The sequence below is a fragment of the Enterovibrio qingdaonensis genome (assembly GCF_028683135.1).
Classification (GTDB): Bacteria; Pseudomonadota; Gammaproteobacteria; order Enterobacterales; family Vibrionaceae; genus Enterovibrio; species Enterovibrio qingdaonensis.
Map to the genome: position 1 here is coordinate 21,846 of NZ_JAJUBB010000026.1, position 18,605 is coordinate 40,450.

Genomic DNA, 18,605 nt, shown 5'->3' on the forward strand with positions numbered 1-18,605 from the left:
CACTCTGTTTCAACGAGTTACCGGTGTGGCACAACCTTTGCACTTCTGGATAGACAAAAAGAGCTTTCATCTCACGCAACGATACACAAAGTGAAAGCCTAAAAAGCATCAGGAGGCAGCAATGAACAATACAATGACTAACGCTCTCCAACTTTCTAAAAATGTGCTGTTTGTGCACTATGGCGACAATTGGATCAGAGGCAGCGAACGTTGCCTTATCGATTTGCTAAAACACATTAACAAAGAATTGTTCAACCCTGTTCTTTGGTGTAACAGCGACGTACTCGCACAAGAAGTGAGAAAACTCGGCATTGACGTTTATGTCGACGATTTTCCACTCTTGTTTGGAGAACGCCACCCCAGATTCGACTTCAAAGGCTACCGCGATTTAATCCGTGAAGGTCAGCGAATTGTCGACACGCACAATATTGAACTCATTCATTCAAACAGTGGCGCACCGTCGCAATGGATGAATTGGGTTGCTCGCTCTCGCAAACTTCCTCTGGTTTTGCACCTACACGCACGGTATCCATTGAGAGACAGAATCACTCTGGGATTACATCATGCAAGCATGGCAGTCGGTGTCAGCCAACCTGTCGTTGACCAACTCCTCAGTGATGGTGCAAATGATAATCGCTGCAAAGTGATTCCTAACGGAATAGACACAGACACCTTGCTTAGCCAACCTGTTGAAGACATTCGCAAAACGCTTCAACTACCCAGTGATGCCTTTATTGCGATGAGTGTTTGCTCACTGATTCACCGCAAAGGTGTTGATCTATTGATTGACGCTTGTCGAAAACTCCGCGCGATGCGCCTTCCCATTCATTTTGTGGTTATTGGCGAGGGAGAAGAACGCGCAGCACTTGAAGAGCAGATTGCACACCATAACCTGCAAAGCCACGTACATCTTATCGGCGAGCGCGACAACGTTGTCGGGTTGATGAGAGGCAGCGCAGACATCTGTGTTTCCGCTGCAAGAGAGGAAGTATTCGGACTCACGTTAGCCGAAGCAGGGCTGGCAAGACTCCCTGTTGTTGCTCCGCTTGTTGGTGGTATTCCTTCAGTAATCGAAAACAATGTCACAGGCAAACTGATTCAACCTGAAGATGCACATGCGATTGCTCAGGCAATTTATCACCTTTACACCAATCAAGATCAGCGTGTAGCAATGGGCCGCGCCGGATACCAACGCGTAATGACGCACTTTACCATCGAAGCGCACACGGCTGAGTTTGAATCGCTTTATCAGAGCCTAACGTCGGACCCTTCAATGAACGCTCGTTGGTTAACCCAATGGCAGGTTATTCCTCCCATGAAAGCGTCGTTTAAGTTTGTTCAACGTTATCGCGGCACCGGAGCGCAAGAGGTGGCATTATGAGCAAGTTGAATCATATCCTGATCCTCGACCCCATTGCATTTGCGGGCGGATCTAAAGTCTCAACAAAACACGTTTTGAGCCAATTAAAATCAAAGGAAGCGCGTGTCACCATTCTCACTGCGGATCCAAAGAGCTGGAAGCAATCTCAAGCCTATGTGCAGCCTTTGTGTATGCCTGAGAAACTGGAAAAAGCAGAACAAGGCTTATCGTATTTTGCACGACACCTTTTCATTGCCTTACAGCTACTTTGGTTGCGTTTATTTGTAGGGAAGATAGATACCGCACTCGCGGCGTCAGGCCCAGGGGTCGACCTCGCGTTATATCTGATTAAACCCTTGTTTGGGTTCAAACTCATCCAAATGATTCATGGACCTGTAGCCCGCTCGCGCACCATTGGCCGATGTTTGAAAACCGCCGATAACGTGTTTTATTTGTCGTCTGCGCAACATTCGCTTGAACACGCTTTAGAAGCGGCTGGTTATTCATCAGATATCTGTTCATACACAAATTTCCAAACCTTTAAAAATGGCCTACCTAAAAACAGTTGGCCATCGCCGTGTCAATACGACTATTCAGTGGTGTTTTGGGCTGCCTCCCTGCTGAAATGGAAAGGTCTGGATGTACTGTTGCGTGCCATTCGCGGTATGAGACCGTCTATGCGCCCAGAAACACACATCTGTTATATCAAACCCCAGCAAAATAACTTGCCCGTCAGTGAGGCTCCTCAACCTATCAACAAGGTGTTTTGGCATCACGCGCCAGAAAACTTGGATCATATTCGTGCGAGTGCAAATGTATTTATCTCGACCAGCACGAAAGAGCCCTTTGGGCTGTCCATTCTTGAGGCCATGGCCGCGGGTATGTGTATCATCATTCCATCTGATGGGGCCTTCTGGGATCAACAACTCACCGACGGCGTCAATTGTATTAAGTACACGCCCGACGATGAAAATGCGCTAACAAAAGCGATTGTAAAAGCGCAAAGCGATATGACGATGGTGAAATCCATGGGCAAGTCTGTCGCTTCAATCGCCCAAAGCTATCGAGCTGAAATCTGCTTTTCCGCCATTTGCAGCGCATTGATGTCTGAGCAAACCTCTGTGCTCGACAATATTTCAGGTGAGAGGGCATAGCATGAAAAAGATGTCGTCTGCCCTCAATCAAACCCTGTTATATGGCAGCAGCATCGCGCTGATGAAAGGCATTTCTTTGCTTATGTTGCCCTTTATCACTCACTACTTACCGCAAGCGGAATTCGGCAAGCTAGAAATTGTCAGCAGTATCGCTGCGCTGGGCAGCATTCTCGTTGGACTAGGACTGGAAGATGCTCTCTATCGCTTTGTCGGTGGTTGTCAGGACAGTAAAGAACGAAAAACCATGGCGGCGCGCATTTTTACTCTGACTGTGATTGTCGGAGCCATTTTAGCTCCCCTTAGCTGGGTGCTTGCCGCTGCTCTTGATAACCACGTCCCCGGTGGTTTAACCACCTATCAAATTCAGCTAGTGCTACTTATGTTGGCATTGGAAGGCTGCATTGCTGTGCCTTTGGGCTGGTTGCGAATGCAAAACCATGCGGTAGCTTTCTTCTCCGCTGCCGTCGGACGTGCCCTTTTTCAAGCAGCACTCACTGTAACGTTTTTACTTATGGGTAGAGGCATTGAAGGTGTACTTGAGGCTGGTGTTATTGCGGCAATTACTCAAGGAATATTCCTCGGCTACCTGCAACTTCGCGATACGGGCTTTTCGTTCTGCCGTACCGTTGCAAAACAATCGTTGATTTACAGCTTACCAATCATGGCAAGTGGCTTAATGGCGTTTACGTTAAATGGACTCGACCGTTGGGTACTTGCAGAAGTTGCCACATTGGAAGACGTGGCGCAGTTTGGTGTGGCCGCAAAATTCGCATTGGCTGTGGTGCTGCTTCTGCAACCCTTTGGCATGTGGTGGATGCCTAAACGCTTTGATGTGCTTTATGGCGAAAACGGCCACCACCAAGCAACCAGGTTCACCAGCTATGGGTTAATTGCAGCCATGTGTATCGCCATCGTCGTTGCCTTGTCGGCACCGATCGCGATTGACCTTTTATTGCCCGACAGCTACCAGTTTGCTGCACAGCTGACCGCTGTTTTGGTTGCTGCTGCGTTGTTTAAAGAAATGGCAGAGTTAGTCAACCTTGGCACTTATGCGGGTAAAACCTCCTATGCCCAACTGGCGATTAGCGCAATTTCCGCTGTTCTCGCTTTTATCACTCTGTGGTGGTGGGGTAAGGAGTTTGGCGTATTTGGTGTATTGGCAGCATTGCTATTTTCTCAATCGGTTCGCTTCACCTTGTTTTATCTCGTCGGCCAACGAGTGTTTAGATTGCCTTACAGCGTCGGCCCTCTGTGTGCGCTTTCCGGGCTCTGCTTTTTATGGCTGTTCATTAGTTCGTTAGACATAGGCTTTAGTGCTCGAATCGTTCTGGTCATTGCTGCGCCGTTGAGTGTGTGCGTCGCGGGACAAAAATTCGGTTTGCTGCCTGCTCTGCCTGCTAATTTGCTGAGGCGAGGTGTTGCATGATTGCTGCATACTCTTTCTATGTAAAAACGCGCAATAGGCTGTTCGTGCCCAGCATACAACGCTTATGCATCCCCGTTTTATGCTTCATAGCCTTTGCATTGGCCCTTCCCTACTTCTCAGACAATGCGCCTACTGCATCAGAGTTCGATGCTATCCCCGCTTTCGTTAGCCTTGTTTTCGCCTTTGCGTTGTTGTTCTCAAGCCAAACCGTACTTGCCAATAAATCCGACAACACACTGGCAATCTGCATTGCATTGGTTTTGGTTTTTCCCAGTTTTCAAACCACACTGCTCGCTTCAATGATGGCCGGAATTTGGCTTGTGGTTCGCGCTGGCAAACAACATACCGCAATGCAACAGGCTGGCGTGATTCTTATCGCTCATGCCTTCATGGCGTTCATGACATTCTATTCCTTAAAGTGGTTCACGGAACCGCTTCTCGCAGTCGATGCCAGCCTGGTTGCCGCGTTGCTGTGGGTCACAACGGGCACTGGCGAGGCCATTGGAAATGTCTATTTTGGTGCCGCAGACCACCAAGTATTGATGCTTAGAAACTGTTCCTCCCTTCCTGCCATTTTTAGTGCCATCGCGTGTTGGATTGCAATCTCTCGCTGGCACGGCATTAGCGTATGTAGGCGAGAAGCCTTGGTCATTGCCTGCCTCGTCTGCCTATTACTTATCTTGAATATCGCCCGACTTTTCAGCATGGGGCTAAGCATGAGTTGGCTCGATTGGTGGCATTCTGCCGATGGGGAGGATATCTATCTCACGTTGTCCGCCCTCACCACGCTCGCGGTTATCTATGGGGGGCTTCGATTTGTCGACAAGAAATAGCCTGACCGATTGGGTAACCATGAGTTTGATATTGGCATTATTGCTTGGAGGCGTATCTATACGGCTTTCCGCTCCGGCACCCTCACAGGGCATTTATGAAGAAGGCTCTGCCGAAAGGTTATTAGTAGGCTTCCTCAAGAAACACGGATTTAGTCAATTTAAATCTGTTCACTACACCGAAGATGCCGGCATAAAAGGCCTTCAAGTTTCGCTCCCTCGTTGTGACGGCTATATGGCCTTACTCGTTCTGCCTGACGGAGATGAGCTTGTCGGTCTTTGGCAAACATTGATAGCCAATGCCAATTACAACAGTAAATACATTTTTGATGGTAATACCTACAGTGAATTCCCACGTGCCATTTTCTGGCTAAAAACCATGCTACACGCTGTGACCATAAAAATGGGACGCTCTAGTTCTTTCTACCCGGGCCCAGCATTCGCCGTCGCTTACCCAAAGCAATGTGCTTTTGTTGAACGCCTTCCTTTTAACGAAGTCGTGCTCAAAGGAGGCTTCCAATGAAGTACGCATTAACCCTCGCATTATTAAGCAGTGTGCTCGTTGTTCCTACTGCCGTTAATGCTGACGTTGATACCAACCCTCCAGATATCGAGAGCCGTTCTGGATACGAGGATTTTTTGACGCTGACCAACGAAGTCTTACCCGAATCTCGTGCTGTGAATGCAGAGTTCTTGAATACCGACTACAACCCTTATTTGGATTTGAACCAAGAAGCTAACATCTATGTGAGCTTTCTAGATGAAGGGGCGGGATATAAGAATTCATTGGGCTATTTTACGTTTGAAAATGATAGTTTCAGCGGACTAACTAAAGGCGATATAGACACAGATAACTCGGGTGTCGTCTCCCTCAATGAACTCAATGCCATCGACGGTGTTAACTACGGTTTCCTCTTCCCAAATCTGTCCAAAACGGGCGGCGGTGGATCCCTAGATGTTGGTGATACTGTACACCTTGGCCAGTTTGATGCAGATACAAACGTCAGTTTCTTTCTTACTCAGAACTCATACCTAAGTGGCGACTACATTTCTGATGATGCCCTTACTGGTGTCGATCAAACGTTCTACGGGTTAGATTTCTTGAATCCCGAGGCTGATTTTACTTATGAATTTGGCAGTTCAAGTCAAACCTCAAGGCACGTAGCAATGCTGTTCGCGGATGACAACCAAGAACAGGTCATCATGGGCTTTGAGGACCTCAATCGAGCAGATAATACCGCCAATGACTGGAACATTGGGTCTGACGAAGACTTCAATGACGCCATTTTCATGATATCAAGTGACCCGGTTGATGCATTCAGTGGTTCAAACATTGCCACCGCCCCCTTACCCCCTATGGCCCAAAGTCTGATTGGCCTTGCGATGGTCGCAGGCATGATTTCAATGGCAAGGAAAAGAGCGAGCCGCCCAGACCAAGAACTTATTATTGCGTGAAAACTTTTTGCCGGAGTCGCCTCCGGCTTTTTTCACTTTAATCCCAGTATTTCCATTCAAACACGAGTGAGGATGCGCCTTATATAAAAAGTGGGATATTTGAAAATCAAAATGAGAAATCAACCGTCACTTCCCGCCCTACAAACAGTAAAGTGTTGAAATTTAACTGCTAAAAAAGTTGGCCTATTTCATGCAAATCTTGTTCAGAAAGGCAGTCATTAACGCCAAATTAGAACAAGGAGATTTGCCATGTGTGGAATTTTCGCTGCTGTTTCAAACGAGTTTGTCACGTCAACGCTAGTCGGTGGATTAAGCTCCCTTTCATACCGTGGATACGATTCAAGCGGTATTGTGATAGTCAATGAAAACGGCCTGCAACGCCGCCGTGCAGAAGGTAAACTTCAAGCATTAAGCACGCTATTAGCCCAAAACCCTGTTGAAGGCTATATCGGTATCGCTCATACCCGCTGGGCAACGCACGGTGAGCCATCTGAAAGAAATGCGCATCCCCACATGACAGATCGAGTGGCGGTGGTACACAACGGGATCATTGAAAATTATCCCGATCTTAAAGCGTCGTTAGAACGAGATGGCTATCACTTCGAAAGTGATACAGACAGTGAAACCATCCCACTACTGATTTCGCGCAACCTCGATAAAGGGATGTCACCTGAAACAGCACTGCGTGAAGCGGTTAGCCAACTTGATGGTAGCTATGCGATTGCGGCCGTGTTTGCGGACGAACCCCAAACAATTTATGCCGCACGTTACGGTAGTCCCCTTGTGATAGGCCAAGGTGCCGCAGGTCACTTCATCTCCTCAGATTCCATTGCGCTTTCCCGTGTTGCTCGCAACCTTTGTTATCTTGATGACAACGAAATTGCACGAATCACAGTGAACGAAATCGGCATCACTAACGCAGGTGGCTGTACTGTGAGCAAAGAATTGAAGCCACTGATTATCTCGCAACAAGATCAAGGTAAGCAGGGTTACAAGCACTTCATGCTGAAAGAAATCCACCAGCAACCTGAAGTGATGCGAAATACACTCAACCATTACTGTGATGCGGCGACATTCACACTAAAAAGCGAAGCGTTCCCCGCCAATCTATCTCACTTTGAACGCCTGTCTATTGTCGCTTGCGGTACGTCGTATTACGCCGGCATGGTTGCTCGCCAATGGTTTGAACGTTACGCCTGCATACCCGTTGATGTCGATATAGCGTCAGAATACCGCTATAGAGAATCTCCCTTTTCACCCAATACCTTAGCGTTGTTTATTAGCCAGTCTGGCGAAACCGCAGACTCCCTTGCAGCTCTTCGTTACAGTAAAGAGCAAGGCTTGACCTGCCTTTCGTTGCTCAATGTCGAGTCCAGTTCAATGGCGCAAGAAAGTGACGCATTTCTTCGTACATTAGCAGGCGCGGAAATTGGCGTAGCATCGACGAAAGCATTTACTGGCCAGCTATTGGTGCTGCTCTTGATGTCACTCCAAATGGGTAAAGCATCGGGTCGACTGGATGAACGCGCTGAACGCGAATTGATTCAGCACCTTTACACACTGCCTGTTGAGATGGCGAAAGTAATTGATGAAATGGCGAGCATAGACAAAGTCGCCGAGTCTTTAGTGCACAGTGAGCACACCATGTATTTAGGTCGTGGTATGTCATTTCCACTCGCGTTAGAAGGCGCACTAAAGCTTAAAGAAATTAGCTACATTCATGCTGAAGCCTATCCAGCGGGTGAGCTGAAACACGGCCCCATTGCGCTGATTGACAACAAAATGCCCGTTGTAATGATTGCCCCTCCCGGCCCAATGATGGGCAAAACACTGTCTAACTTACGTGAAGTGTCTTCTCGCGGTGCCCAAGTCATTTTGATCAGTAATGGCTCAGGTATTGAAATGGCGAGGCAGCATATCACTCAGGCAATTGAAGTTCCTGAAACAGACGCTTTGCTTCAACCGCTCCTTTATACATTGCCCCTTCAACTTTTGGCATATCACGTTGCATGTTTGAAGGGTACCGACGTCGATCAGCCTCGTAATCTTGCGAAGTCCGTCACCGTGGAGTAATCGCCATGAATATTCAAGCGACGAAGCAATGGATTAAAACAAGCCCAAGCCCCTTTGCGAGGGGGCTATTCTGCACCTTGAAGGCTTTACTCAACATCAGCATGCCAGCTCCAAAGCTGATTTATTTGCCCCTCTACCATCTAGTGACATCAGCAGGCTCACTGTGGGCCAATATGACACGCGTATTTTGGTGGACACCCTTATTTAAAGGGAGAGTTCAGGAAGTTGGTAAGGGCTTATACCTCTATGGCGGTCTGCCCTTTATCTCTGGCCCTGTTTCAATTTCGTTAGGCGACCAGTGCCGCGTTTCTGGTCAGACGACGTTTTCCGGGAGAACGTGCGGTAACGTCGTGCCTACACTGTTAGTAGGTAGCAATACAGATATTGGTTGGCAAACGACCATTGCTGTTGGGACTACCGTAGTGATTGGTGACAATGTCCGAATTGCTGGACGCGCTTTTCTTGCTGGATACCCCGGTCACCCAATCAATGCAGAGGACAGAGCCGCGGGGATGCCAGAACTGGATCAACAAGTGGGCGATATCATATTAGAACGAGATGTTTGGTTAGCAACGGGCGTTTCTGTTATGGCGGGCGTCACCATTGGGGAAGGAACCATCGTGGCAGCGGGCAGTGTTGTGACAAAAGACCTCCCTCCCTTTGTCGTGGCGGGCGGCGTTCCGGCTAAGGTGCTTCGTCCCCTCACTGAAGAGGAAAAACATCATGGTGCGTGATTTGATTGTATTCGGTGAAGATTGGGACGGCTTGCCATCCAGTACGCAGCATTTGGTTCGCTTTCTTGCCAAGGATCGTAAAGTCATTTGGGTAAACTCAATTGGCCTTCGTCGACCTACGCTATCTGTTCACGATGTGAAGCGTGCTTGGCGAAAACTGACCGCGAAACAAATCGCCAAACCGACACAAGCAAATATTTCAACACCCGAAAATTTTACCGTGGTAAACCCAACAACATTTCCTGCCCCGCAAACAAAATTAGGCAGAAAACTGGCGGCCAATATGCTGCAAAAACAGCTAAAACCTATTATTGAAGAGGCACAACTCGACAACCCTATTCTGTGGACGTCCTTGCCTACCGCTGTCGACGTCGCCAACCTGCTTGATACGTCATCATTGGTCTATTACTGCGGCGACGATTTTTCCTCTCTCGCCGGTGTAGACCACACAACCGTGGCATTAAGAGAAAGCGAGCTAATAGATAAAGCCGATTTAATTCTGGCGGCAAGTGAGACCTTACAAGCCAAGTTTCCTCAAGACCGTACTCAGCTACTCCCTCATGGAGTCGATTACTCACTCTTTTCCACGCCTGCGCCGCGCGCAGCGGATCTCCCTTCTTCAGGTCAACCTATCGCTGGCTTTTATGGTTCATTGTCCGAGTGGCTGGATTACGACTTACTCGAGAGCGTCATTCAAGCATTACCTCAATGGCATTTTGTTTTTATCGGAGATACCTGCGAACGCGCAGAGCAAATGCGTCGATTCGACAACACGCTATTTTTAGGCCCTCGCCCCCACAACGAATTGCCCACATACAGTCAACATTGGACAGTAAGTCTACTGCCTTTTAAAAATAACGCGCAGATAAATGCCTGTAACCCCCTCAAATTACGAGAGTACCTTGCAACAGGACGTCCCATTGTGAGTACCCCTTTTCCGGCAGTCGAGCACTACAGTGAATATGTTTCCGTTGCACGTCATTCAGACCAGTTTATTGAAGCCCTTACCCAGGCTGTTGGCTGCAACATTAACGAGGATCAACAACGTGCGCTTATGGGTCAAACATGGCAATCACGTGCTGAACAACTTGACCAATGGTTGGGTGCGCTATGAATTCTCTGACGTACAAACTCCTTATTTTGCTGGATGGCGCATGGCGAAGACGTTACGTTGTCATGCTTCCCATTATCATCCTGCCCTTGATGGGCACCTTGATTGGGGTTGTCAGTCCTAAGAAATTCAGCTCTCACACCAGCATGCTCATTCAAGAAACCTCTAAGATGAATCCTTTCTTAGAAGATCTCGCGGTTTCCTCTCAGATGAAAGAACGCTTCAGTGGCCTGCAGACCCTTCTTCATAGCCGCCACATCTTAGGTAAAGTTGCACAAGAACAAGGGATGATCCAAGAAGATTCAGACCCCCAACTGATTGATGAAACCATTGAGATTCTCTCCAATGGCCTTTCAATGTCCACTATCGGCAAAGATGTCATCCGGATTGACTACCGCGCAGGCGACCCTGAAGGTATGAAAGAGACCTTGGAGTCAGTCAGCCGGTTCGTTATCGAAGAACTTCTCGCGCCTGAACGCTCATCAATGAAGGACTCCAGCTACTTTTTGGCCGAGCACATTAAACTCCGCCGTAATGATTTGGACAAAGCAGAAGCTGCACTGGCAGATTTTCGGAGCAAGCACGCAGATGGTCTGCCTGAGCTGCAAATGGCCAACTACTCACGCATTGAGCAACTTAAACAACGGTTGTCTGAAAAAGAAGCAGAAATGGCGGGAGCCCAAAAAAGCCTAGGTGGGCTTGACCAACAGCTATCCAGTACTAACCCGGTCATCGGTAAAATTGAAGATCAAATTGTCCGACTTCGCAGTGAACTTGCGCTGCTAAAAGCGCGTTACACTGACCAACACAGCCTGGTACAAGGGGCACTGCGTAACTTAAGACGCCTCGAAGAGCAACGTACTCAACTGTTGGCTAATGCTCAGGAAACCGTCGATACCACCAAGCTATGGGACATTGCGAGCAGTGCATCATTAGAAGCAGGCATAGAGTCACAACCTTTGCTGATTTCGCAACTTGAGAATCTTCAAGCAGCCAGAAGCAAGGTAGAAACACTCCAAGAAGAAACCGCCAGCCTACGTGAAATGATTACGCAGCTAGAGGTCAAAACCAGCCAGTCCGGCGAAAAAGAACAAAAAATTCGAAAACTAGAGCGTGATTTAGAAGTTAAACGCACCCTTTTCCATGAATTGCTGGAACGTTATGAGATGGCACGTCTCACCAGTTCTTTAGGCGTCTTTGAACAAGATAAGCGTATTAAGGTTATCGACAGACCTTATTCACCCGCTTCACCGAGTAATCTCCCTGTCGTCATTTTTACTATTGCAGGCCTCTTTGGCGGCATTTTTTTAGGCGTGGGATTAGCCATTTTACTCGAGCTGACGGACACGACCATTCGCCGAATTGCAAGACTAGAAGCAATTACTGGCGCGCCGGTCCTGACAAGGATTCCGAAAATAGAAAGCGACTAAGCAACTAAGCAACTAAGCAACACGCTAACAACGATACCCTGACTACTTTGTTGTGAGGAATGAATATGCGCCTTCTTCTGACAATATTCTTGCTGACCATTAGCATGCAATTGCATGCCGAAGTTCGATTAAATAAATCCGACTTCGTGGACGTACAAGAAACCACCCTCTTGGAAGTAAAAGGTAATAACTTCTCAAATAAGAACGTTATCTTAGTGATACGTGCCGATGACTCTATTAATCCTGGTTACGCTGACAGAGCGAACATAGAGCGCGTTATTCCTCCCGGCGAATTCGAGCTTCAAGTCCCTTTCGCCAGCCTAAGAACCCCCCACGGTAAACAGCTTTCTCTGAATAAACTGGAACAGATGATCATCTTCCCAGGAAGCAACGAAAGCCGGTTTATGATTTCATCCTCTCAGGTTTATACACCGAAGCCTCTCGCAAAAGGCGTATATGCATGGGATCTTGGCCCGCAAGGCAGTGCAATTTGGCCGGGATTTAAACCTCTCACGATAGAATCCGGCCTGCTATCAGGAAAAGCACTGAGACCCATAGACCGCAGTGCTCGTATGCAAGTCGCTGATCCTCTGACTATCGATGGCATTCGTGGAATTGACTATGCCTCACTGCCTCTCCCGGAAGGAGAGTGGCAAATAACGCTTTGGCTTCGGGACAGCGGCGAATGGGAGTTCTTACCTCACCCACTTAAGCGGGAAATATTGGCAAATGGTAAGCGTGTACATTTACAAAATCTCACGCCTAGTCAATGGATTAGCCGTGTCTACCTTCAAGGGAAGGAGCATACCGTCACGCCCAAAAGTACCAGTTGGAGCCATTTCGGCAAACGCGAAGATCATCGCATCACTTTTTCAGTCACAAGTGATGGAACGCCTGTTGAACTCGCCCTAAGCGGCGACAATGTGGATGCACAGTTTGTGAGTGGCATTCTCGCGGTTCCCACGAGTAACCCGCTAGTGCTCGATATGCTGACGCGACAAAGACAAACATGGTGGGAAAAGAACTGGCCTGTCTCTGCCTGGACTGCATGGCCAACTGGCCAAACAAAACTAAAAGCCGCCCATGCTGAGGGAAAAGCTGCCGCGGGCACATCAGCATTTATGACATTCATGTTCGAGCAAGGAAATGCGAAAGGTTCTCCGCTTGTTATGCTTGAACAACCAAGCAACAATAGCATTCGATTACCCGCATCTTATCATTGGAGCCAATGGCAACTGACCCGTAGCCACCTCGCCTCGTCACTCCTTAAAGCCGATGACAAACGACTGCGGCATGGCATCATGCCTGAAAATAACGGCGTCGCCATGCCCAGAAGGGTGATTGTTCGAATTGATGTTCCTGAGGGGACACCAGCGGGTCACTACCAAGGCCAGCTGACGATCATGCTCAGTGGTAGAAAGCTGAACGCTCCATTCTCCCTTGACGTGCTTGATGCCAAGCTTCCTCCACTCCATAAGCCTGTCGGTGTATATCTCGAAAAGCCCGTTCACTTTGGTTGGTTTCCTGAGCTCGCTGCGTTGGCAGATGAAGCAATGTTATGTGATTTAACCTTTATGAGAAAACTTGGCTTAACGGGTGTTTCACCGCCCTACCCTACACCTTCAAACGAAGACCAGCTTAGTGACTTTGAATCAATGTCTCACACGCTGCATCAACTCGGTTATATAGAATCTATGGCGTATGCGCCCGCGAAACGATTAAGTCAGGCAATCGGTACGAGCTCTGCAGCCAGTGTCGTGGCAGACATTGAGAGCAACCATAAGCAACGTCTCCAGCATGGACCGTACTGGTCTATTGCCGACGAACCCAGCAACCCGGGTAATGTCGATTTATTCAAAGAAATGCATCGCCATTTTTCTCTCACCGCACCTGATGCCAAGCTCGCAGGTCACCTCAATCACAAAGAAGACCGAGAGTATCTCGATATGTTCGATCTGGTTTTGGTTAACGATGGATTTGGTATTGATAAAAATGAAGTGACTGATACTCAGAGAAATGATCGTAAAGTCTGGTTGTACAATCTCCCTTTTCCACGCGCGGCATCAGGATTTTATCTTTGGCAATCTGACGCAGATGGCTTTTTAAAATGGCACGGCAGGATGCCGACAGCAGACCCATACGACCCAACTGATGGGCGCGAGTTTGATGTTCAATTTTTCTACCCCACAGAGCTTCCTTGCCCCAACGAGCCTGATATTCATACTGACCTTTATGAAATTGCACAAGGTATCGTCGATTATCGCTGGGTACTTTGGCTGGAAGCACAAGCCGAGCAACGCCCCGACGCCAGACAGCTATTGAAAGAGCTAAGGCAAACCGTGCCTGAGAGCTGGGATGCTATGTTAGCTGTCCCCCCTTCAACTCTCGATGTGTGGCGAAATAGGATTATCAATCTCAGCCAATAATTTCCATTCCTATTCTCAAGATGAGAAAAGAAAACGGCCAAGCATTTTTACTTGGCCTTCTCCAATTGAAAATCAACACCTTATTACCGAATCACGTACTGGCACACCTTATGCTTTATCTATTACCAAGCACACTACTATTCGCTGGCGAGGTAAAAATGAAGACAATCGTGCAAGTGTTACAACATCTAAAACCGGGAGGCCTTGAAGTAATGGCTCTCAATTTACTGATGTTTTCTAATAACAAACGCTCGATGAAGATCGTAAGCCTCGAAGGCAGTGCTGAAGAAGCGATGGAGCAATGGCCCCGTCTAAGACCGTTTGCCGATCAGCTCATTTTCTTAAACAAAAAGCCGGGATTTAAACCTTCGCTCATTAAGCAATTAGCGGAGCTCTTTAAAGTGCTTGATGCTGACGTTGTTCATACCCATCACATTGGACCGTATTTCTATGCCGGTCTGGGTGCTCGCCTCGCTGGTATTAAGGTGATACATACTGAACATGATGCCTGGCACTACAGCAACAATAATCACAAAACACTCCACAAAATTGTTTCTACCTTTTCTAAGCCGACCGTTGTTGCAGACGCTGATGTGGTTGCAAAATCGCTAGGCGCATTGCCGGGCATGGATAACATCCAAGTGATAAAAAATGGTGTCGACACCTACACCTTTTTGCCCGGCGATAAAGCCAGTGCGCGCGCACAATTAAAACTGCCGAAAAACGGCAAACTTATTGGCACCAGTGGACGATTGGAAGAAGTAAAAGGTCACTGTGTACTGATTGATGCAATGACGCTTCTTCCAAGTAACACGCACCTTGCCATTGCAGGCAGTGGCTCGTTGAAAGAGGCATTAAAGAACCAAGTGAAATCACTGGGACTTGAAAGTCGTGTGCACTTCCTTGGTCACGTGGAAAACATGCCGACTTTCTATCAGTCTCTAGATGTTTTTTGCCTTCCCTCGTTTAACGAAGGCTTTCCTCTTGCTCCCTTAGAAGCCCAGTCCTGTGGCATTCCCACCGCCGTAACAAACGTTGGTGGTGCTGTTGAAACGCTATGCCAAAGCACGGGAACCATTTTGAAAGCTGGCGATGCTAAAGATATGGCAGAAAAAATCACGCTGCTTCTAGCCGAACGCCACCAAATTAGCCCAAGAGAACACATCATCGCCAGTTCGGACATTCGAAAAATGGCAAAGGCATATGATGAGTTAGCAGAGGGCCAAACCAATGACTAGTACTTGGATTTACTGGATTACAGCCATCAGCATCTTTTTGGTGATCTATCACCATCTCGGCTATCCCCTGTTGCTAAAGGTGCTGGTGCGCTGTACCCCTTCCGACAAAGAAGGGAACGCGGATCAGAAAATGCTGAAAGACAACGACCTTCCAACAATCACAGTGTTGATGCCCGCATACAATGAAGCACGTTGGATCGCTGATAAAATTCGAAACCTTGCCTCTCTGGATTATCCAGCAGACAAGTTGGATATCATCGTTGCCTGTGATGGGTGCTCGGACGATACCGCCGCTATCGCAAGACAGACAGCATTAGAAACACCTTGTTCGCACCTCAATCTTTATGTCGCCGAATATGAAGAAAACAGAGGAAAGGTAGCCGTTCTTAACAAATCGATGTGTCTGGCGAGAGGCGATTTGGTTGCACTGACTGACATATCAGCCCTCATTTCTATTGATGCCTTTCGAATTGCAGCGCAGCGATTTACAGACGAAAAGCTAGGCGTAATGAACAGCCAATATTGTCTGATGAACGCAAACAGCAGCGAGTCAAATTATTGGAAGTACCAATGCAAAATCCAACAGTTTGAAGCAAAGCTCGGCTCATCGCTTGGCTCTCATGGTGCCTTGTACATCATTCGCCGTGAACTGTATTGTCCGTTACCCGCAGACACGATCAATGATGACTTTGTCCTACCTATGAACATCGTTGCGCAAGGGTATCGCGCAGACGTTGATACCAACATTAGAGCGGTGGAATTAGAAGCAAGTTCAAACCAACAAGATTTTCGCCGACGTCTACGAATAGGCGCAGGCAATTGTCAGCAGCTTTTCCGTCTAATGACCTTGCTCATGCCATCACGTGGTGGTGTCGCATTTACATTCGCATCAGGAAAAGCACTTCGCGTCGTGATGCCATTTTTAATGATTGCGGCGTTGGTGGGTAGCATTGCAATAGCTCCCACGCATTGGTTTTTTGCCTGTGCAGCCCTCGTTCAATCGGTGATTTATTTAAGTATCTTGGCGTGCCAACTGGCAGGCTACGAACCCAAAAACGCAATAGTTAGAGCAATACGCTATCTGGTGGCAGGTCATACTGCCAACCTTATCGGCACTTTACGATACATCAGTGGCTTGGAAAGAGGACGATGGACTCGTGTCTCTACCGCTTCTTCAATTTCCCGTGAGGATTAAACAATGACTATTACAAATACTCTGAAAATGAAGCTAAACCGTAATATGGACATTGACCCCATTACCGCAAAAAGCAAACGCCTTTTTGATATTGTTTTATCAGTCATCGGACTAGGGCTGACACTCCCCCTGTTCCCCCTAATCGCCCTAGCTATTAAGCTAGATAGCCCTGGACCGATCCTTTTCAGTCAAATGCGAATAGGCAAAGCGATGCCCGATCGTAGTTTGATTTTCAACATGCTCAAGTTCCGCACGATGCGTATCGACGCAGAAGCCATGTCTGGTGCTACTTGGGCAACCAAGCAAGACCCTCGCGTTACCCGAGTTGGCCGCTTCTTACGCAAAACCCGTCTTGACGAGCTGCCTCAGTTTCTAAATGTCCTGATGGGCGACATGTCTTTGGTAGGCCCACGCCCAGAACGTCCAGGGTTCTACCAAAAGCTAGAAACAGCAATTCCATACTTTGCAGAGCGTACCTATGGGGTTTTACCTGGCATTACAGGGCTTGCTCAAGTAAACCAAGGCTACGACACCTGCATCGACGACGTGCGTTCTAAAGTCGGCTTCGACCACTCCTATGCACTTTCGCTGTCTTCACCGCTTTCATGGATTAAAATGGACTGCTACATCGCGTTCAAAACTATCGTAGTAATGGTATGTGGCCGTGGTCAGTGAGTACGACTTGAACAATAACCACGCAACTGCAATAAACAAAAACGCCCGCATTCAATGCGGGCGTTTTCTTATTTATTCAGCCATTGCTGTCATTCATTACAGCGCAATAAACAGACCCGCCAGTGCCGCACTCATAAGGTTTGCGAGCGTCGCAGCAGCAACCGCACGGAAGCCTAGCTTAGCAACGTCTTGGCGACGTTCAGGAGCCATCGTACCGATTGAACCCAACTGGATAGCAATTGAACCGATATTGGCAAAGCCACATAGCGCAAACGTTACGATGATTTGCGTGTGCGCAGACATCGCTTCTTTCACGTTTACGAAGTCTAGGAAAGCTACAAACTCGTTAAGAATGGTTTTCTGACCAATCAGTGACGCGGCAATCATTGCTTCGTCAAACGGTACGCCAACCACAACAGCCAGTGGGTAGAAAAGGTAACCAAAGATAGTTTGCAATGTCAGGCCGTCAAAGCCGAACCAGCCACCTACCATTTCAAAGCCTGCGTTCAACATAGCAATGACACTCACGAACGCGATCAGCATGGTACCGACTGCTACCGCTACTTTAACACCGTTCATTGCGCCCGTTGCCAACGCGTCAATCGCGTTTGCATCTTCGCTTTTTTCTAGGTCGATTTCGTTATTACAGCCAGAAACTTCGCGCTCAGGCACGATCAGTTTTGCCATCAATAGACCCGCTGGAGCTGCCATGAAGCTCGCCGCAATCAGGTATTTCAATTCAACACCCAGTGCTGCATAGCCGCCCAGAACGGAGCCCGCAACTGACGCCATACCACCAACCATTACCGCAAACAGTTCCGAACGCGTCATGTTTTGCAGGAAGGGGCGAATAACGAGAGATGCTTCACTCATCGAGAGGAAGATGTTGCTGGTTGCAGCCAGTGATTCCACTTGGCTCGTACCAAGCATACGTTGAATACCACCACCAATGACTTTAATTAGCCATTGCATAACGCCAAGATAGTAAAGAAGAGAAATGATTGCAGAGAGGAAAATAATGAGGGGAAGAACGCGAATCGCAAAAATGAAGTTTCCACTCGCTAGGTCACCGAAAACGAATCCAATACCTGCATCTGCAAACGATAATACGCTCGAAACACCATTACTTAGTGAGCCTAAAACGGCTTGTCCCAAAGGGAAATAAAGAACCAGTGCAGCGAAACCGGCTTGAAGCGCGAATGCCCCTACAACGGTACGCCAGTTAATGTCACGACGACTTTCTGATAAAGCGTACGCGCAGACTAACAGAGCCAGAATACCGGCCAAACTTAGAAGAATATGCATTATGTTACCTTGCTATGTATCTGGATTTTTTGCGGGGCTGAGATTTGACGCGCGCAGATAAAGGCAACACATAAAGCGGGAGCTGCAATGTGGAGTCTCTACCCAAAGGCGACGTATCAAGGCCCAAAAAATGCTTCAGTTACGCTGGGCCCTGTTCCTTGGGGCAAGTTTCCATGTTGCAGCCGATTGAAAG

The 18,605-nt window shown here is 47.9% G+C and carries 15 protein-coding genes; 14 read left to right on the forward strand and 1 reads right to left on the reverse strand.

Going from position 1 to position 18,605, the window contains the following annotated elements; genetic code table 11:
* Positions 1–121 precede the first annotated feature (121 nt).
* The 14 genes from LRP49_RS22460 (at position 122) to LRP49_RS22525 (ending at position 17,107) form a co-directional block, all read left to right on the forward strand.
* Positions 122–1,381, forward strand: coding sequence for a glycosyltransferase family 4 protein (locus LRP49_RS22460; protein ID WP_274145198.1), 1,260 nt, complete (start codon positions 122–124; stop codon positions 1,379–1,381).
* Complete coding sequence (locus tag LRP49_RS22465; protein ID WP_274145200.1) at positions 1,378–2,514, forward strand: glycosyltransferase family 4 protein; 1,137 nt, start codon at positions 1,378–1,380, stop codon at positions 2,512–2,514. Before LRP49_RS22460 ends, LRP49_RS22465 begins: the two co-directional genes overlap by 4 nt.
* Before the next feature lies 1 nt (position 2,515).
* Positions 2,516–3,940: a lipopolysaccharide biosynthesis protein gene (locus LRP49_RS22470; RefSeq protein ID WP_274145202.1), complete on the forward strand. Its 1,425-nt coding sequence runs from the start codon at positions 2,516–2,518 to the stop codon at positions 3,938–3,940.
* A complete protein-coding gene (locus tag LRP49_RS22475; protein ID WP_274145203.1) occupies positions 3,937–4,773 on the forward strand; it encodes a hypothetical protein in 837 nt (278 codons plus the stop codon). Before LRP49_RS22470 ends, LRP49_RS22475 begins: the two co-directional genes overlap by 4 nt.
* Positions 4,757–5,293: a hypothetical protein gene (locus LRP49_RS22480; protein WP_274145204.1), complete on the forward strand. Its 537-nt coding sequence runs from the start codon at positions 4,757–4,759 to the stop codon at positions 5,291–5,293. The genes LRP49_RS22475 and LRP49_RS22480 overlap by 17 nt, the downstream gene beginning before the upstream one ends.
* On the forward strand, positions 5,290–6,225 hold the full coding sequence (locus LRP49_RS22485; protein WP_274145206.1) for a DUF4114 domain-containing protein: 936 nt from the start codon (positions 5,290–5,292) through the stop codon (positions 6,223–6,225). The genes LRP49_RS22480 and LRP49_RS22485 overlap by 4 nt, the downstream gene beginning before the upstream one ends.
* Before the next feature lie 249 nt (positions 6,226–6,474).
* Complete coding sequence (gene glmS / locus LRP49_RS22490) at positions 6,475–8,298, forward strand: glutamine--fructose-6-phosphate transaminase (isomerizing) (protein ID WP_274145208.1); 1,824 nt, start codon at positions 6,475–6,477, stop codon at positions 8,296–8,298.
* A 5-nt stretch (positions 8,299–8,303) separates the two neighbouring features.
* Positions 8,304–9,032, forward strand: coding sequence for an acyltransferase (locus LRP49_RS22495; protein WP_274145210.1), 729 nt, complete (start codon positions 8,304–8,306; stop codon positions 9,030–9,032).
* Positions 9,025–10,146: a glycosyltransferase gene (locus LRP49_RS22500; RefSeq protein WP_274145265.1), complete on the forward strand. Its 1,122-nt coding sequence runs from the start codon at positions 9,025–9,027 to the stop codon at positions 10,144–10,146. The genes LRP49_RS22495 and LRP49_RS22500 overlap by 8 nt, the downstream gene beginning before the upstream one ends.
* Positions 10,143–11,573 (forward strand): GumC family protein, encoded by a 1,431-nt coding sequence (locus LRP49_RS22505; protein WP_274145212.1) that lies wholly within the window; start codon positions 10,143–10,145, stop codon positions 11,571–11,573. Before LRP49_RS22500 ends, LRP49_RS22505 begins: the two co-directional genes overlap by 4 nt.
* Positions 11,574–11,638: 65 nt before the next feature.
* Entirely contained in the window at positions 11,639–13,999 is a 2,361-nt protein-coding gene (locus LRP49_RS22510; protein ID WP_274145214.1) for a hypothetical protein, read from the forward strand.
* Between the two features lie 158 nt (positions 14,000–14,157).
* Positions 14,158–15,237, forward strand: a complete 1,080-nt coding sequence (locus LRP49_RS22515; RefSeq protein WP_274145216.1) for a glycosyltransferase — start codon at positions 14,158–14,160, stop codon at positions 15,235–15,237.
* Entirely contained in the window at positions 15,230–16,432 is a 1,203-nt protein-coding gene (locus tag LRP49_RS22520) for a glycosyltransferase family 2 protein (RefSeq protein ID WP_274145218.1), read from the forward strand. Before LRP49_RS22515 ends, LRP49_RS22520 begins: the two co-directional genes overlap by 8 nt.
* A gap of 27 nt (positions 16,433–16,459) precedes the next feature.
* Entirely contained in the window at positions 16,460–17,107 is a 648-nt protein-coding gene (locus LRP49_RS22525; RefSeq protein ID WP_274145267.1) for a sugar transferase, read from the forward strand.
* Positions 17,108–17,203: 96 nt separating this feature from the next.
* Here the strand turns inward: LRP49_RS22525 and LRP49_RS22530 are convergent, their stop codons facing one another.
* Positions 17,204–18,412 carry a NupC/NupG family nucleoside CNT transporter gene (locus LRP49_RS22530; protein WP_274145220.1) on the reverse strand — a complete coding sequence of 403 codons (1,209 nt, stop codon included), beginning with the start codon at positions 18,410–18,412 and terminating at the stop codon, positions 17,204–17,206.
* Positions 18,413–18,605 lie beyond the last annotated feature (193 nt).

Excerpts from the sequence above, each read along its gene's own strand:
- LRP49_RS22460 (WP_274145198.1), top strand. The coding sequence starts at position 122 with ATGAACAATACAATGACTAACGCTCTCCAACTTTCTAAAAATGTGCTG.
- LRP49_RS22465 (WP_274145200.1), top strand. The coding sequence starts at position 1,378 with ATGAGCAAGTTGAATCATATCCTGATCCTCGACCCCATTGCATTTGCG.
- LRP49_RS22470 (WP_274145202.1), top strand. The coding sequence starts at position 2,516 with ATGAAAAAGATGTCGTCTGCCCTCAATCAAACCCTGTTATATGGCAGC.
- LRP49_RS22475 (WP_274145203.1), top strand. The coding sequence starts at position 3,937 with ATGATTGCTGCATACTCTTTCTATGTAAAAACGCGCAATAGGCTGTTC.
- LRP49_RS22485 (WP_274145206.1), top strand. The coding sequence starts at position 5,290 with ATGAAGTACGCATTAACCCTCGCATTATTAAGCAGTGTGCTCGTTGTT.
- glmS (WP_274145208.1), top strand. The coding sequence starts at position 6,475 with ATGTGTGGAATTTTCGCTGCTGTTTCAAACGAGTTTGTCACGTCAACG.
- LRP49_RS22495 (WP_274145210.1), top strand. The coding sequence starts at position 8,304 with ATGAATATTCAAGCGACGAAGCAATGGATTAAAACAAGCCCAAGCCCC.
- LRP49_RS22505 (WP_274145212.1), top strand. The coding sequence starts at position 10,143 with ATGAATTCTCTGACGTACAAACTCCTTATTTTGCTGGATGGCGCATGG.
- LRP49_RS22510 (WP_274145214.1), top strand. The coding sequence starts at position 11,639 with ATGCGCCTTCTTCTGACAATATTCTTGCTGACCATTAGCATGCAATTG.
- LRP49_RS22515 (WP_274145216.1), top strand. The coding sequence starts at position 14,158 with ATGAAGACAATCGTGCAAGTGTTACAACATCTAAAACCGGGAGGCCTT.
- LRP49_RS22520 (WP_274145218.1), top strand. The coding sequence starts at position 15,230 with ATGACTAGTACTTGGATTTACTGGATTACAGCCATCAGCATCTTTTTG.
- LRP49_RS22525 (WP_274145267.1), top strand. The coding sequence starts at position 16,460 with ATGAAGCTAAACCGTAATATGGACATTGACCCCATTACCGCAAAAAGC.
- LRP49_RS22530 (WP_274145220.1), bottom strand. The coding sequence starts at position 18,412 with ATGCATATTCTTCTAAGTTTGGCCGGTATTCTGGCTCTGTTAGTCTGC.